Annotated in this window: 13 protein-coding genes; 1 reads left to right on the forward strand and 12 read right to left on the reverse strand. The window is 30.8% G+C overall.

Going from position 1 to position 16,005, the window contains the following annotated elements; translation table 11 throughout:
- Position 1: 1 nt before the first annotated feature.
- The 5 genes from AC27L2_RS06825 to AC27L2_RS06845 all read right to left on the reverse strand — a co-directional run bounded on the left by AC27L2_RS06825 (position 2) and on the right by AC27L2_RS06845 (position 5,980).
- Positions 2 to 1,153: a SpoIIE family protein phosphatase gene (locus tag AC27L2_RS06825; RefSeq protein WP_487210968.1), complete on the reverse strand. Its 1,152-nt coding sequence runs from the start codon at positions 1,151 to 1,153 to the stop codon at positions 2 to 4.
- A 14-nt stretch (positions 1,154 to 1,167) separates the two neighbouring features.
- Positions 1,168 to 1,512, reverse strand: coding sequence for an STAS domain-containing protein (locus AC27L2_RS06830; protein WP_487210969.1), 345 nt, complete (start codon positions 1,510 to 1,512; stop codon positions 1,168 to 1,170).
- An 8-nt stretch (positions 1,513 to 1,520) separates the two neighbouring features.
- On the reverse strand, positions 1,521 to 2,891 hold the full coding sequence (locus tag AC27L2_RS06835) for a sigma-54-dependent transcriptional regulator (protein WP_487210970.1): 1,371 nt from the start codon (positions 2,889 to 2,891) through the stop codon (positions 1,521 to 1,523).
- A 14-nt stretch (positions 2,892 to 2,905) separates the two neighbouring features.
- Positions 2,906 to 4,789 carry a PAS domain-containing sensor histidine kinase gene (locus AC27L2_RS06840; RefSeq protein WP_487210971.1) on the reverse strand — a complete coding sequence of 628 codons (1,884 nt, stop codon included), beginning with the start codon at positions 4,787 to 4,789 and terminating at the stop codon, positions 2,906 to 2,908.
- Between the two features lie 69 nt (positions 4,790 to 4,858).
- On the reverse strand, positions 4,859 to 5,980 hold the full coding sequence (locus AC27L2_RS06845) for an MFS transporter (RefSeq protein ID WP_487210972.1): 1,122 nt from the start codon (positions 5,978 to 5,980) through the stop codon (positions 4,859 to 4,861).
- A 71-nt stretch (positions 5,981 to 6,051) separates the two neighbouring features.
- Here AC27L2_RS06845 and AC27L2_RS06850 point away from each other — a divergent pair, with 71 nt between their 5' ends.
- Entirely contained in the window at positions 6,052 to 7,275 is a 1,224-nt protein-coding gene (locus AC27L2_RS06850; RefSeq protein ID WP_487210973.1) for a peptidase U32 family protein, read from the forward strand.
- Here the strand turns inward: AC27L2_RS06850 and AC27L2_RS06855 are convergent.
- The 7 genes from AC27L2_RS06855 to AC27L2_RS06885 all read right to left on the reverse strand — a co-directional run bounded on the left by AC27L2_RS06855 (position 7,256) and on the right by AC27L2_RS06885 (position 15,992).
- Positions 7,256 to 7,627, reverse strand: a complete 372-nt coding sequence (locus AC27L2_RS06855) for an STAS domain-containing protein (protein ID WP_487210974.1) — start codon at positions 7,625 to 7,627, stop codon at positions 7,256 to 7,258. The two genes, AC27L2_RS06850 and AC27L2_RS06855, sit on opposite strands and share 20 nt — an antisense overlap.
- Before the next feature lie 331 nt (positions 7,628 to 7,958).
- Positions 7,959 to 8,765, reverse strand: coding sequence for a hypothetical protein (locus AC27L2_RS06860; protein WP_487210975.1), 807 nt, complete (start codon positions 8,763 to 8,765; stop codon positions 7,959 to 7,961).
- Positions 8,762 to 10,039: a T9SS type A sorting domain-containing protein gene (locus AC27L2_RS06865; RefSeq protein WP_487210976.1), complete on the reverse strand. Its 1,278-nt coding sequence runs from the start codon at positions 10,037 to 10,039 to the stop codon at positions 8,762 to 8,764. Before AC27L2_RS06865 ends, AC27L2_RS06860 begins: the two co-directional genes overlap by 4 nt.
- A 40-nt stretch (positions 10,040 to 10,079) precedes the next feature.
- Positions 10,080 to 11,630 carry a serine/threonine-protein kinase gene (locus tag AC27L2_RS06870; protein ID WP_487210977.1) on the reverse strand — a complete coding sequence of 517 codons (1,551 nt, stop codon included), beginning with the start codon at positions 11,628 to 11,630 and terminating at the stop codon, positions 10,080 to 10,082.
- Positions 11,608 to 13,107 (reverse strand): sigma-54 interaction domain-containing protein, encoded by a 1,500-nt coding sequence (locus tag AC27L2_RS06875; protein WP_487210978.1) that lies wholly within the window; start codon positions 13,105 to 13,107, stop codon positions 11,608 to 11,610. The genes AC27L2_RS06870 and AC27L2_RS06875 overlap by 23 nt, the downstream gene beginning before the upstream one ends.
- 15 nt (positions 13,108 to 13,122) lie before the next feature.
- Positions 13,123 to 15,069 carry a carboxypeptidase-like regulatory domain-containing protein gene (locus AC27L2_RS06880; protein ID WP_487210979.1) on the reverse strand — a complete coding sequence of 649 codons (1,947 nt, stop codon included), beginning with the start codon at positions 15,067 to 15,069 and terminating at the stop codon, positions 13,123 to 13,125.
- A 140-nt stretch (positions 15,070 to 15,209) separates the two neighbouring features.
- Positions 15,210 to 15,992 (reverse strand): PhzF family phenazine biosynthesis protein, encoded by a 783-nt coding sequence (locus AC27L2_RS06885; protein WP_487210980.1) that lies wholly within the window; start codon positions 15,990 to 15,992, stop codon positions 15,210 to 15,212.
- Between the last annotated feature and the right edge of the window lie 13 nt (positions 15,993 to 16,005).

Raw genomic sequence — 16,005 nt, forward strand, 5'->3', positions numbered from 1 at the left:
ATTACTGAATCAGCTTTATTGAAATAACACTTACATCATCTTCTAATTCGCCATTTGTAAAGTTCATAATTTCATTTTTTAATGCATCAATGGTTTTTTCGTTTGAAGATAATGAGCTTAAAAAATTAATCAGTCTCTCCTGACCATATTGTTCACCATTTTTATTTCTCGATTCTGTTATGCCATCGGTAATTAAAATAATTTCATCTCCTTCTTGAAGTTTAATTTCATGGTCTTCATACTGACCTGATTGACTGAAGCCAAGCAATAATCCAGTAGATTGAATATACTTTGCTTGATTTAATGATTTATGAATTATCGGTAAATCGCCGGCTCCAGAATATTTTGCTGTTTTATTTTTAACATCAATTATGATTATAGAAAGAGTTATAAATACTTCCGAAATCCTTTCATCTTTGTACACTGCTTCATTAATTTTTTGAAGTATTTCGCTAGGTTTAAAATCTTTGGATGATTCAAGAACAAATCTTGCTGCGCTGCGGACATATCCTGCATAAGCAACTGCAAAATACCACGCACCCCATCTTTTCCCCATTACATCACCAAGTATTACAACAAAGTTATTATCATCAATGCTAAAGTAATCTATAAAATCTCCGCCAGGCACATTTTTATACGGCATATATAACTGATTAATTTCAAGTCCATGAAATTTTGGAGGCATCTCTGGAACCACAGTAGCAACCATTGAATCTGCAGCCTTTTGAACTTCGTCAACTACTTTTACTCTTTCTTTTTCAAGACTTTTAAGAATAGCCGATACTTTTGCAATTACAACTTTTGGGCTTGATGTTTTAATAATGTAATCTTCGATTTCTAAATCAAATCCTTTAAGAATATCTTCTTCGGAACCTTTTGCCGTAAGGAACACAAATGGAATGGATTTTAATTCAGGGTCTTTAAGTAATTCTTGTCGAAATTGGAATCCATCCATCTCGGGCATCATTATGTCGCTAATAATCAAATCAGGTTTAATTTCATGAGCAAGTTTTAATCCTTCTTTTCCATTAGATGCATGTTCACAATCAAATCCTGCTTTGCTCAAATTATGCATAAAAAGTTTTGCAATATTAAATTCATCTTCAACAAGAAGAATTTTACCGGAAATTTTATTGTTTTCTGCAGCTGCCAAGTTAATCTCCAATTTTAATTTTTCTGAAAGCTTCGAATTGCATCCTGCAGTTCAGAATATGTATCAAAAACTCTGAATAATCTTGTCAATTCGAACATTGAACGAACTGCAGGTTTAAATCCAACAAGTTTTAAATCGCCACCAAGACCTGCAACTTTTTTAAGTGCATTTACAATAACACCAAGAAATGTTGAATCAATAAAATCAACTTTACTCAAATCAATAATTACATTTTTATAGCCCTTATCAATTTTTTCATATATCATGTTTTTCAGATGGCTCGATTCTTTCAATGTTGCTCTTTCAGCATTAATTATTTCTATGACAATATCATCAATAATTTCTTCTACGATTTCCATAATGGCTCCTACTTAATTTCGATATTATATTTTTTTATTAAACGATATAAAGTTGCTCTTCCAATTTTTAATTTTCTTGCTGCTTCAACCATATTTCTGCCTGTCACTTTAATTGCATGACGAATAGCCATTTCTTCTAATTTTTCAATTGGAATTATCGGAGAATCATCTGAAAAGAGAGATGTTTTAGAATCGACTGAAATTGTTTGAGCTGTAATTGAAGGGGGCAGAACATCAACATCAATATAATCTCCATCTGTAAGAATCATGCATCTTTCGAGTGTGTTTTCAAGTTCACGAACATTTCCAGGCCAGTTATAGTCATACATTAGTTTCAATGCATTTTTTGTAACACCTTTGATGTTTTTGCCATGCTTTATGTTTAATTGTTTGATGAAGTGGTCTATTAAAACAACAATATCAGCTTTTCTTTCTCTTAGAGGAGGAATATATATTGGAAAAGAACTTAATCGATAATACAAATCTTCTCTGAATAGTTTTTTATCAACACATTCTTTTAAATCTCTGTTTGTTGCCGAAATAATTCTTACATCAGTTTTAATTACTTCATTGCCGCCAACTCTTTCAAATTCTTTTTCTTGAATAACACGAAGAATTTTTGCTTGAAGAGACATTTCCATTTCGCCAATTTCATCAAGAAATATTGTTCCACCATTAGCCAGTTCAAATTTTCCAATTTTTCTTTGATGTGCACCTGTAAATGAACCCTTTTCATGTCCAAATAATTCGCTCTCTAAAAGTTCTCTTGGTATTGATGCACAATTGACAACAACAAAAGGAGCATTTTTTCTTTTTCCGTTATAGTGTATTGCTCTTGCAATTAATTCTTTTCCAGTTCCGCTTTCTCCTTGAATCAAAACTGTTATATCATTATCAAGAACTTTTGAAACCATTCTAAAGGCTTCCTGCATTTTTTTATCTGCAGAAACAATGTTATCAAAGCTGTATTCTTTTTGAATATTTTCTTTTAATTTTTTTAACTCTCGTTCGAGGTCATAATTTTTAATTGCATTTCTGATTGCAGATTCAAGTTTGTTTTTATCAATTGGTTTTGGAAAATAATCGAAAGCTCCAAGTCTTATTGATTCAAGAGCAACTTCAATACTTCCCTGAGCAGAAAGCATTATTACAGGCAGTTGAGGATTTTGCTGCTTTATCTTTACCAACAATTCATTACCGTTAATATCTGGCAGCATGATGTCGAGTAAAATTAAATCCGGTTCTTCTGATAGAGCATTCAGGACTTCTGTTCCAGAGATGAATGTTTTTACTTTGTAACCCCATTGGTTTTTACACCAATGTGTCAGCATTTTTAATATTGATTCTTCGTCGTCTACAATAAAAATTAATTTTTCCAATTCACCCTCTTAATTTATTTGGGTAATCTTATAATAAAAGTTGTTCCTTTGTTTTCTTCGCTCTTTACTCTGATTATTCCTTTATGCAAATCAACAATTTGTTTTACGACTGCCAAACCCATTCCTGCACCCGAGACAGGTGCATTTGGTCTATAAATTTTACTGAACTTTTGAAATAACTTTGGAATTTCTTTTTCAGGTATTCCGATGCCGGTATCGCTTACAGTAATTTCAATTTCCTTTTCAAAATCACCAATCATTAAAGAAATTCTTCCGCCGTTTGGAGTATATTTAATTGCATTTGAGATAAGATTGCTCAATGCCTGTTTTATTCGTCTTTTATCTGCAAAAATTTTTACTTCCTGCTCTGGATATTCTTTTGATAAAACAATTTCTTTCTTTTTAATCTCTTCAGAAAATTCAGATGCTGCTTCATCAACGAGTTTATTTAATAGAAATTCTTCTTTCTTTAATTCTTCTTCTCCGGATTCTAGTTTAGAAAAATCAAGAACATCATTGATTATTTTAGCTAATCTTCTTCCTTCGTTCAAAATTATTTCACTGAATTCTTTGACAGTTTCGCGAGGTAAATCATCATCGGTAGCAATGGTTTCTGCAAAACCAACTACAGATGCAAGAGGAGTTCTTAATTCATGTGAAATGTTGGATATGAATTCACTTTTCAGTTTGCTTAATTCTTCGAGCAAGCTGATTTTTTGACGAGCTCTTTCTCTTTCAATTGATATAATTCTATTGGCTTCGATTAATTTTGCATTAAGCTCGCGAATTTTTTGTTCATCATGTTTTCTGTTTGTAATATTTCTTCCAATTCCAATCATGCCTGAAACTTCGCCATCAACAACCATTGGCTTTGAGTGAATTTCAAATGTAACACTTTTATCAAATCTGTCAATAAATGATGCTTCAAAAATTATTTTTTCTTGTGTTGTAAGAATTTTTGAAAAAGCTTCTGCAATTTTTGGTTCGTCTTCTTTGTCGATAAAATCCAGAAAGTGTTTTCCAATCATCTCTTCTGGTTTATAACCAAGTGCATTTGCACCATTTTTATTTACCATATTGAAATAGCCAAAACCATTTAACATAAAAATCAAATCATCAGCTGTATCTATCAACATTCGAAATTTTTCTTCTGAGTTTTCAAGTTTGAGTCTTGTTATCTTTTCTTCTGTGATATCGAGAATTATTCCCACAATTCTTATAACTTTTCCGCTTCTTAAAATTGGAACTCCAGAATGTTTGACCCAATGTTCTTTTCCAAATCTATCTTTCATTTTATATTCAACAATAGAAGCTTCGCCTGACCTTAATTTTTCAATAAAATTTTTAAATGCTTCGAAATGTTCTTTTGCAATTGTTCGAAGAATCAAAAATTTGTTTTGATAGATTTCTTCTGGAGTAAAACCAAATAATTGTCTTACTGCATCTGTTATAAAATAATACTCACTTCCATCTGCACTTGTAGAATAAAGAACTGCCTGAATGCTTCCAATTGATTCTTTTAATAATTGTTCTATGCCAATTTCTTTTGTTGCATCTGTGAATAACGAGATTACATAAGATTCTTCATTCTTTTCTGGAATAAACAATGAATTAATAACAAAAAACCTTTCTGATGAATTTTTGTCAATATACTTCAATCTAAAAAATGGAATGCTTTTTCTTTCATTTGCTGCTTTAATGAAAGGTAATTCTTGAAGTGGCAGTAAATTATTATTTATATCATAAAATTTTTCTTTATCCCAAAAATCTGCATAAAAACTTTCGGGATTGCCAAAAAGATTTTTTAATTTATAGTTTGATACAATCTTTTTCTCTTTAGGATAATTAATCAAAACTGGCACATCAATCTCATCAATATTTTCAATTATATTTGCCAAGTTGTTTTCCATTTATAAAACTATCTATAAATTTTATTCTAAAATAATAAATTCATTCAAGTAAACATACTAAGAATTATTTCTCCCTTTCCGGAAAAAGATAAAAAACAAAAGACATATAATTGAAGCAAAAAACCAGTAACCAAATTTCTTATCCAAATCAATCAGCATAGCACCTAAAATTGGTCCTGCAATAGTTCCAATTCCATACATCATTATAAAATAGCCATTAGCTTGAGCCATAAATTTCTTTTCCACCTTTTCAATTGTATAACTTAAGCCTACAGTATAAATAGCTGGAACTATCCCACCAATTAAAAAGAAAATGCTAATTAAGAAAACAAAATTTGTATAGATTGATGGAAGCATCATAAAAACAGATAATAAAAGTGAAATGAACAACAGCAATTTATGTCTGTTAAATTTATCGCTTATAAAACCAATCAGATAAAGCAACAATATTCCACCAGTAACAAAAGATGCAATAAAATAAGAGACTTGATTTACATCAAACAAATTTCTCAATCCAAACATCGGGATGACAACAATAATTGATGATTCAAAAAAGCCATATAATGCTGCAGAAATTATACTCAATAAAGGCATTCTTGAAAAAGGCATTTTTATAACATCTTTTTCTGAATGAACATTTTTTATTTCTTCAAACATTATTATCTGAAAGATGAACACAATAAACATCACGATTGAACCAATAAGAAAGGGAAGCCACGGAGCAATTTTTATTGTCCATATCAAAATTGTTCCTGCAGCAATCCCAATTGATAAAATTACTGCATAAAGATTAATATTTTTTCCTCTGTTGTTGTCGTCGCTGTAATAATTGATTATAAATTCTGTAGAAACAAAAATCATAGTTCCACCAATTCCCATCAATAACTTAACAGCATATAACAATGGATAGATATACCAAAAAACATGAAGCAATGCACCTATCGACCAAATTAATAACCCCAGTCCTAAAATTTTTTTGACATTGAACTTATCAATCAACATTCCTGCAATTGGGGAGAATAATACAACACTCAAATAATTTACCATTGTAATGCTTCCAGTTATAAACGCTGGCGTTTTGTTTTGTTCAAGCAGCATTACTGTAACAGGAGTAACCAATCCAAAACCAATTCCTCCAATACCTATTCCAATTAATGCAATGTAAAAATTTTTATGCATGATTCTTTCACAAGCAGATTATTTGTTAAATAAATAGATTTACAATGTCTTTAAATTATTTTTGAATATCCATGGAAACAAAATATAAAAATAAACCTGAACTTTTAGCTCCTGCCGGCGATTGGAGTATGCTTAATGCAGCAATTAAAGCAGGGGCAGATGCAATTTATTTTGGTGTTGAAACCCTGAACATGCGGGCAATGGCAAAAAACTTTGAACTGAAGGATTTAAAAGTAATCTCCAGCATCTGCAAAAAAAATAAAATTAAATCTCACCTTACATTAAATACAATAATTTTTGAAAATGAACTCGACGAATTAGACAGAATAATTCTTGCGGCTAAAGAAAATGGAATTGATATGATAATTGGATGGGATTTATCTGTTCTTCAAAAATGCAAAGAATATGAAATGCCTTTTTGTGTAAGCACACAGGCTTCAATTTCAAATTCGGAAGCTGCTAAGTTTTATAAAAATCTTGGTGCAAAAAGAATTGTTCTTGCAAGAGAATGTACTCTTGATAAAATTATAGAAATTAAAAATAAAGTTGATATCGAGATAGAAACTTTTATTCATGGAGCAATGTGCATTGCAGTAAGCGGCAGATGTTTTATGAGCCACGAAGTATTTAACAAAAGCGCAAACAGAGGAGAATGTCTTCAACCATGTAGGAGAGAATACGAAATTTATGATAAAGATGAAAAATTCAGTTTAAGAATTGGTGATGGTTATGTTCTATCTCCCAAAGATTTATGCACAGTTGATTTCATCGATAAATTAATTGAAGCAAATATAGATGCATTCAAAATTGAAGGGAGGAAAAGAAGTCCAGAATATATTTACAAAGTTGTATCTGTCTACAGAAATGCAATAGACCTCTATTTTGAAAACAAATTAACAGATGAGATTAAAACAAAATTTACAGAAGAATTATCAAAAGTTTACAATCGTGGATTTTCAAAAGGCTTTTATTTTGGAACCCCAGGAGCCGAAAGTTATGCGAATGCATACGGAAGTATCGCAACAACAAGAAAGGTTTATGTTGGTAAAGTTTTGAATTATTACAAAAAAAATAAAATTGCTTATATAAAAATAGAAGCCAATGATTTAAATATTGGTGATTCAATTTACATTATTGGTAATACTACAGGTGTAGTTGAATTAAAAATTGAAGAGATGATGCAAGAAGAAAATAAAATCACAAAAGCAGAAAAAGGCTTTGATATTACTTTTCCATGTAAAGAACTTGTAAGAGAAAATGATAAGGTTTACAAAATTATTTCCACTCAAGCTTAGGTTTAGAATTTTCTATGCCAAAACTTTTTAATGCTTCATCAAGTGTAGAGAATACTTTAAATACTTTATCCATTCTTGTTACCATAAAAACAAGCGAGGGCACATCTTTATTATAAACCAGTCTTAAGTCTCCTCCCAATGAATTTACCTTTTTCAACTGCGAAACTAAAGCTCCAAGAAATGTTGAATCAATGTATTCGCACAAAGTGAGGTCAATAATAATTTTAGTAGTTCCTTCATTTATAATTTCTGTAACAAATTCTTTGAATTTTACAGCTTTAGTCAAAGTAGCCCTTGTTAAGTAAACATGAACTACGGCAACATCTTGATATTTCTCAGTTTTAAATTCCATAAACGAAAAAAATTTTTTCCTTTCTTAATATATAAATATTCAATTAGTTATAAAAATTTCTTTTAACTAAGTATTGGGATGATATTCAAAAAAATAATTAGAAATGAAATTGGAAAGAACCATCTAAAATAAAAAAGGCGAAGGGTTTTGAAACTTGAACTTACCTTCGCCTCTTAAGGACGGAGCTTGTTTGTGTGTGTGTCTATAATATGTGCAACTTAAATGCCACTTATTAAATTTAACTTTTCAAATAAATTATAAGATTTCAATCTCTTTGTGTGCGAATATTTTTCGTATCGTTGGAAAATTATTCGGCGAGCATTTTGATAAATCAAAATGGGATTCTTATACTAAATTGAACTCCATTCCTAATTATCAATGAATTAGATTCTGGATTAACAATTTCTTTCATGAAAATTTCACTATCGTTAAAGAACAATAAATCAAGTTGGCTGTAAATCCACAAAGCAATGTAGGAAAAAATTAAAATGTTTCTTGTTTTGTATGACTTATTATATAAATCATATTTCTGCTGAATTAATAAATTATCCACTTCATTTAAATAATCATTTTCTTTTTTATTTGTGTCGTAGATATAATAAACAGCTCCTGTAAGATTAACCAAAGAAAGAACTCCAAGTATTGAGCCCTTTGTTTTAAGTCCACAATAAAATTGTCCCGTGCCAGGCAAAAAAACATTTCTAATTAAAGAATTTCTTACAAGCGAATAATCAAAATATTTTTGTTTGGGAATTAACTGTGTTCTGTCAATTGGGGTGGTTTCAGATTTTAATTTATTTACAAAATCCACTTTCACTTGATTGAAAAGCGAAATTAGTTTGGGAGAAATTTTAGAAGGGTCGGCATTGTAATCATTTTTTATTTTCAGAATATCTCTGAAATTTTCCTTTGTTGAATCTTCATAACCAAGTGAATAAAATGAAACTGCTCTCATTAAATAAACATCAATCAAAAGAGAATCAGGCAAAGATTTTTCTTTCAAAAGCACATTTGAATATTTAATAACATTTTCATATTCAAATGAATCATATTCTCTTTTGACTTTATCAAAAGAAATTTCTTGAGCAAAGAGATTTAATGATAGAAACAACAAAAAGAAAAAGATTTTTTTAATCATTTGAGAAGAACCATTTTTCTGGTTTGAATAAGATTATCTGTTTTCAAGCATACAAAATAAATTCCTGCAGGAACATCTCTTCCAAATTTATCTTTCCCATTCCAATCAACAGAATATTTTCCAGCAGGAAGATTGCCGTGTTTTAATGTTATTAAATGCTGTCCAAGCAAAGAATAAACATCAAGCGAAACCGATGTATTTCTTGATAATTCAAACGAAATTGTTGTATTTGGATTAAATGGATTGGGATAGTTTTGATATAATTCATCATTTGTTGGTATCAAATCATCATTTTTAACATCAGTTGTTACTAAAACCAGCTTTTCAAGGTATGGAACAATATTTCCATTTTCATCTCTTCCGCCAAAAACAACAATTGTATTTCCATAATTAATTGCCATTGGATTCCTTCTTGCATATTTAAGAGAAGCAAAAGGATAAACAAGAACTTTTCCATCAGCCGAAATATCAATTGCTTCAACAGATTTTAGTGCTTTATCTGTTTCATTAAAACCGCCTATAATAAAACCTCTCTTCAATACAGGATTATAAATTGCAACTCCTCCTGCTCGTGGAGTTAAAAGTTTTTGCGGCAGTTCTTCAATTTTATTTTTACTTATATCAAATTTATTTATTGAAGAGAGAGCCCCATTTAATATTCCGCCAAAGATATAGATATTGTTATCAAGAAGAATACTCATCTGTTGCTTTGGTTGATTTTGACTTGTAGTTCCGTAAGTAAAAATTATTTTTTTGTTAATTAAATCATATCCAATAATATAAGCGAGCTCGCTTACACCACTTGGAATTGGTTCGCCTCCTATGACATACAACAAATTATTTTTAATATATCCAGTAGAAAATGCACGTGCAAAATCTTTCAAAGTATCAAATACTACAGGGTCGGATGGAATTGACTTATAGTTCCATGATTCCATTACATTTTTTTCTTGAGCAAATTCACTTACCCCACCGAAATAAAGAATTTGTGACTGCCAGATGTTTGCTACAAATAAATATCTTGGCTGATTCATTTTACCAACAATTTTCCATTCACCCGAAAGTATATTGTATTCTTGAATCCAATCAACAACTTCTTTGGAAGAATTTTCTCCTCCAAGCACATAAAATTTATTGCTGACTGTATCGTAGACTACCTGACCACCTGATACTGGATATTTCATATCCCAGCCAGTTACAACCTGCCATTCATAACTCTGTGCAAAAATTGGCAGTGCAAATAACATTAATATCGTAATAATTTTTCTCCTCATACTCACCTCTTTCTTGAGTATAGAACAAGTTCTATACCACTTATTTTTCTTTTAATACAAACTTGAGCTTAACAGTATCTCCTTGTTTAATATAAAAACTCGTATCAATATCTCTGTAATTTGGATTTTTGACTGATAATCTTACAAAACCCGGAAAAACTCTTATAGGTTCTTTCATAGGAGTTTGTCCTTTGAAATCTCCATTGACATAAATATTTCCCCATGGATTAACTTTGCAATTAATGTAACCCATAAGAGATTCAAGTGAAACTTTTATGCTTGTAACCTGTGAATGATTAATTCTTACAATTTCAGAATAAATTGGATAATCGGGATGAACCAATTTAATCGTGTGCTCGCCTTCTGTTAAAGTCAATGGTTTGTTCATCGGAGTGGTCTCAAGTTTTTCTCCATCAACATAAACATCTGCCCACGGAACACATTCTACAAATAATCCTCCGTATCTAATTGCAATATTCTCTGCAGTATTTTTTTTATTCTCGGCTGGCTGAGTTGCAATTAAACTTGTATCTATTTTATTGCTAATTGGTTGTTCTTCTTTACTTACAGTTTTCTCTTTCTGTGGTTCAACTTTTTGTTGATTGATTTTTTGTTCTGAAGGCAAAGCTTTTTTTATCTGCATTTGATTTAAGAAAAATGTTATTGCTATCATGATAATTATTAATGCAAGTCCAGAAATTATAATCCTTACTTTTTTATTATCCGCTTTAACTTCTTTGCTGAAAGAAATTGTTAATTGTTCGGGCTGAACATTTAATTCATTTAGAACTTCGAGAGCAGAATTATAACGCTGTGCTGGTTTTTTCTTCAAAAGACGAACAATAATTTGTCTAATTTCTTCGGGGGTATCATTCAAGTCTTCAAGAATGCTGTCTTCGTTGAAAGACATAATTTCATTTAAAGTAAGAGTAACATTCTCTTTCAGAAAAGGATTTTTTCCGGTAAACATTTCATAAATCACAACACCGGCAGAAAACAAATCACTTTGATAAGTAAGTTTTGCTCCTGCAACCTGTTCGGGCGACATATAGCTTGGTGTTCCAACAATAGAATAAGGACTTGTTACATAATTATCTTCTGCAGAAAGAGCAAGACCAAAATCTCCAAGCTTTAGGTTCATGTTTAGGTCAATAAAAATATTTTCAGGTTTTATATCTCGATGAATAATTTGATTTGAATGAGCAAAGTGAAGAGCTTTGAAAAGTTGAATTGTCAAAAGTTTTTTTTCGTCATAAGAAAGATTTCTGTGCTTCAATAGATTTCTTAAACTTTCTCCTTCGATGTATTCAAATGAAATATAGAAATATTCTTTGCTTGTGCCGAAATCGAGTACTTTAATAATGTTTGGATGGTCAAGTTTTGCAAGTAATTTTGCTTCGCGTTTGAATCTTTCGATTAATGTTTGGTCAGATATTTTTTCTGTATTAAGAACTTTTAAAATAATCTTTTTACTTAGATAAATATGATTTGCAAGATAAACCGCTGCATGTTCATCTTTTTTGAGCACATCAAGAATTTCAAACTTTTCGAACAATATTTCAGTTGAACTAAGCATCGTTTTGTTGTTCACCCATTTCTTTTAATTTCAGTTGAATCCATCTGACTGAAACATCAAGCGATTTTGCGGTCAATGTTCTATTGCCGTTAAATTCTTCAAGTCGCTTTTTCAGAAGGAGCAATTCAAATTCTCTAAGTGTTCCTTTGAAATTCATTAAATCTTGACTGTCTTCAAGTATTATATGGTCTGCATAAATTTTATCAGAATCACAAAGAATTATAGCTCTTTGAATCACATTAATCAGCTGTCGAACATTTCCGGGCCAATAATAACTTTCCATTTTTTTGATTGCAGAAGTATCAATTGGAATATTTTTCTTTGCAATCTTTTTTACGAAATAACTTGCAAGCAGTGGAATATCTTCTCTCCTTTCTCTCAAGGGCGGCATTTTAATCGGGAATACATTTAATCTATAATACAAATCTTCCCTGAATTGTCCTTCTTTAGTAAGTGAATGCAAATCTTTATTTGTTGCAGCAATAATTCTAACATCTACTTTTTTTACTTTTGTATCACCAAGTCGAATAATCTCGCGGTTTTCGAGAACTCTTAATAATTTTGCTTGAAGTGCACTTGATATATCAGCAATTTCATCGAGGAAAAATGTTCCGCCATCTGCAGCTTCAATCAAACCTTGCTTATCAGTGCTTGCGCCAGTAAATGCTCCTTTCTTGTAACCAAATAACTCGCTTTCAAGAAGGCTATCTGGAATTGAACCGCAAAATTGTGCAAGAAATGGTTTATCTTTTCTTTTGCTCAATTGATGAATTGCACGGGCGGCAACTTCTTTTCCAGTTCCGCTTTCTCCCGTTATCAAAACTGTTGCATCTGTTTGAGCTACTTTATAAATTAATTTAATCAGATTTTGAATTGCCGTGCTGCTTCCAATCATCTCGGGAATGATTTCCGAAGCTTGAAGTCTATTGGTTAATATTCTGTTCTCTTTTTCTAATTCTTCAAGTCTGATAATTCTGTCCAAAGTTAGAGAAACAAGATTTGAAAAGAAGTTTAAGAAAATTAAATTCTCTTCTGTAAATTCGCGACGGTCTAATGTGCTGTCGGCAATTATAACACCCCAAACTTTTCCATCGCGCATTATTGGAACACCGATTACAGATTTTATTCTATGAATTTGCACACTCTGAAATTGTGACAAATTTGGGTCACCCATTACATCATGATATAATAGCGGTCTTTTTTCTTTAATTACTTTTTGAAGAATTCCTGATGAAAATTGATTTAGGTCTGTTATGCTTTCATTTGAAATTTTTCTTGCTGTAATAATTGAAAAGCTGTCTGTTGCCTCATCATATTTAACAAATAATCCTCGTTCTGCATTAATAATTTTTATTACAATATCAATTACATCTTCAATAAAAGATTCTTGATAACTTGATGAATTAAGAAGCTGACTAAATTCAAAGAGTGCTTCAAATTCTTCTTTTGAAAGATTTTTTATATAATTAATATTTTCGGGAATAAATTTCATCGTAAATCTCTTTGATTATTTTACCGTAAATGTTCCTGGTTTTGAAATAGAACTATTTCCAAAATCATCTATGCAAATTACAACCCAGAAATAATCACCTGCTGGCAAAGTTATATCACATGTTGTTTCTACTGCATCTTTTGGAATATTCTTTTTCTCCCATACTAAAATTGGAGCAGTTTCATCTGTGTAAACCTGAACAGCAAATTTAAAATTGAATCCGGGTGAAAATTTTTTCCACACAAATGTTGGGCTGCTGCTAACCGTCGCTCTGTTGACTGGCGAATCAATTATAATTTCCTGCGTGATTAATCTTTTAATGCTTGATGAACCAACTGTAAAAATTCTTCCTGCTTTGTCTTTAGCTGTAATCGTAAAATCGGTTCCTATTGCATCTTCGATGGAATTTAATTTTAAATCTACTGTCCTGAAATTATTTTCATATTTGTTTGTCTCTGGATTAAAAATTAATCTCTTAGAAAAATTCAATGAACTGTTTTTTACAAAAACTGAATCAACATCATTTTCATCATCAGCAATTGCTGCTTGAACATAGAGTCTTTGAATTTGAATATCTGGATATCTATTCTGAACAGTTGTATAAATTGAAAGCTCGGTTAAACGAGGATTAGCATTCAAAAATCTGTCGTCTATTTGTTTAATTGGTTGATTATTAAATTGAACAAAAACAGAATCTTTGCTGTATCCATCTTTTTCAAAATAAAGCCAGCCGTTGTTTTGAATAACATTGTCGAATTGATATCTTCCTGCTGCATCTGTTTCGGTTATCATTGATTGATTTTTCCAGAAAACTTTTACATTTGGAATTACTCTGCGCGGCAATGCTACTGTTTTAACAAAACCAAAAATTGTTGCTGAGGTATAACTCAATGTTCTATCACTAATTCTTAAAGAATTTTGACCACCCCAGCTTACATAAACTGAATCTTTCTTAAATCCTTCTTTTTCAAAATAAAGCCAACCATCTTTTAAAGAAACATTCTGGAGTTTATAATAACCATTTGAATTAGTTTCGCTAAAAATATTTTGATTCTTCCATAATACTTTAACATCTTTCAAAGGATTTCTGGAAATATCATAAACAAATCCATCAAGCGTTCCAATCGTGTAATAAAGAATTACTTCATTTACTCTAATTGATTTTTGATTATTCCATCTTACATAAACAGAATCTTTGGCGAATCCTTCCTTTTCAAAATAAAGCCAGCCGTCTTTCATTGAAATATTTTCAAGCTTATAATAGCCAGATGAATTTGTTTCGACAAGTAAGTTTTGGTTCTTCCAGAAAACTTTTACATTTGATAAAGCTGAATGTGGAACTGCATAAACAAATCCATCAAGTGTTCCGATTGTGGGATAGAGAATTACATCGGGTATGTGTTTTATTTCTTGATTGTTCCATTCAACATAAAAAGAATCTCGCGATAAACCATCTTTTTCAAAATAAAGCCAGCCGTCGTTCATTGAGATATTTTCTAATTTATAATAGCCATCAGAATTAGTTTCTGCAAAAACATTTTGATTCTTCCACAAAACCATTACTTTCTCTACTGCATTTCTTGGAACTGTAAAAACATAGCCGTCAAGCTGACCACGGACATAACTCAAAATGAATTCCTGTAAATGTTTTACTTTTTGATTGTTCCATTCAACATAAATTGAATCTTTTGCAAGTCCTTCTTTTTCAAAAATCAGCATACCATTTTTCATTTGAATATTTTCTATTCTGAAATATCCTTGTGAATTAGTTGATACAAAAACATTCTGATTTTTCCAGATTACCTTTACACCTTCTAAAGCAGAACGATTGGAAGACAAAACATAACCATCTATTAAACCTAATTTATTGTTAGGATTTTGTGAATCAAGAGGATTTAATCTTGGTGCATCACAAGAAATTATACCCGCAATTGCAAGAATTATCAATACGATTTTTTTCATCTTATATTGAATTAAAATTCAACAATAAAAATAAATTATTTGTGCAAATTTTTCGCAGTGCGAAAATTTTTTCGTGCAAATATGCTTATATTTTTATTAATAAAATAGATTCGGGTTAAAATAATCTTTCGAAATGTGATTTATAAATAAATATTTCCTGTCATATACAAAACAGCTCTGCCAGATATTTTTACACGATTTCCTAAATCTTCGCAAAACAGCTCCCCGCCCCTTTTTGAAACCTGGTGTGCAATTAATTTTTTCTTATTAAGTTTTTCTGACCAATACGGCGTTAAAACTGTGTGTGCAGAACCTGTAACAGGATCCTCATCAATTCCTTCATTTGGCACAAATACTCTGGATACAAAATCTACTGTTTTACTTTTAGCTGTAATAATCACAGCATGTTTATGTAGTTTACGAATTAGATTAAAATTTGGAGTATAATTTTTTATAAATTCTTCATTATCAAAAACAACTAAAAGAAAGAAACCATTTTCAAGAACTTCAAGTGGAATTTTATCAAAGCACTCATTTAATTCAGAAGGTGGATTTGCTAAATGAGGTTTATTAGCAGGAAAATCCAGAGTCAGCAATTCATCATTTCTTTCTACAATTAAATTGCCGCTTTTGGAATTGAAGATAATTTTATTTTTATCTTTTTCAATGAAATTGAAAATCACATAACTCGAAGCAAGAGTTGCATGCCCGCATAAAGGAACTTCAGATTGAGGTGTCATCCATCGAATATGATATTTGTCTTCTTCTTTCACAAAAAATGCTGTCTCCGACAAATTATTTTCCATTGCAATGTTTTGAAGTATTTCATCATCAAGCCATTTTTCAAGTGGAACTACAGCTGCTGGATTGCCGGAAAAAATTTTTCCAGTAAATGCATCAACCTGATAAATTGGTAAAGTCATTTCAACCTCAATT

The organism is Rosettibacter sp. KY25, assembly GCF_057554405.1.

Bases quoted from the DNA above. Each gene is read 5' to 3' on its own strand.
- AC27L2_RS06830 (WP_487210969.1), bottom strand. From the start codon at position 1,512: ATGGAAATCGTAGAAGAAATTATTGATGATATTGTCATAGAAATAATT.
- AC27L2_RS06845 (WP_487210972.1), bottom strand. From the start codon at position 5,980: ATGCATAAAAATTTTTACATTGCATTAATTGGAATAGGTATTGGAGGA.
- AC27L2_RS06850 (WP_487210973.1), top strand. From the start codon at position 6,052: ATGGAAACAAAATATAAAAATAAACCTGAACTTTTAGCTCCTGCCGGC.
- AC27L2_RS06855 (WP_487210974.1), bottom strand. From the start codon at position 7,627: ATGGAATTTAAAACTGAGAAATATCAAGATGTTGCCGTAGTTCATGTT.
- AC27L2_RS06860 (WP_487210975.1), bottom strand. From the start codon at position 8,765: ATGATTAAAAAAATCTTTTTCTTTTTGTTGTTTCTATCATTAAATCTC.
- AC27L2_RS06865 (WP_487210976.1), bottom strand. From the start codon at position 10,039: ATGAGGAGAAAAATTATTACGATATTAATGTTATTTGCACTGCCAATT.
- AC27L2_RS06875 (WP_487210978.1), bottom strand. From the start codon at position 13,107: ATGAAATTTATTCCCGAAAATATTAATTATATAAAAAATCTTTCAAAA.
- AC27L2_RS06880 (WP_487210979.1), bottom strand. From the start codon at position 15,069: ATGAAAAAAATCGTATTGATAATTCTTGCAATTGCGGGTATAATTTCT.
- AC27L2_RS06885 (WP_487210980.1), bottom strand. From the start codon at position 15,992: ATGACTTTACCAATTTATCAGGTTGATGCATTTACTGGAAAAATTTTT.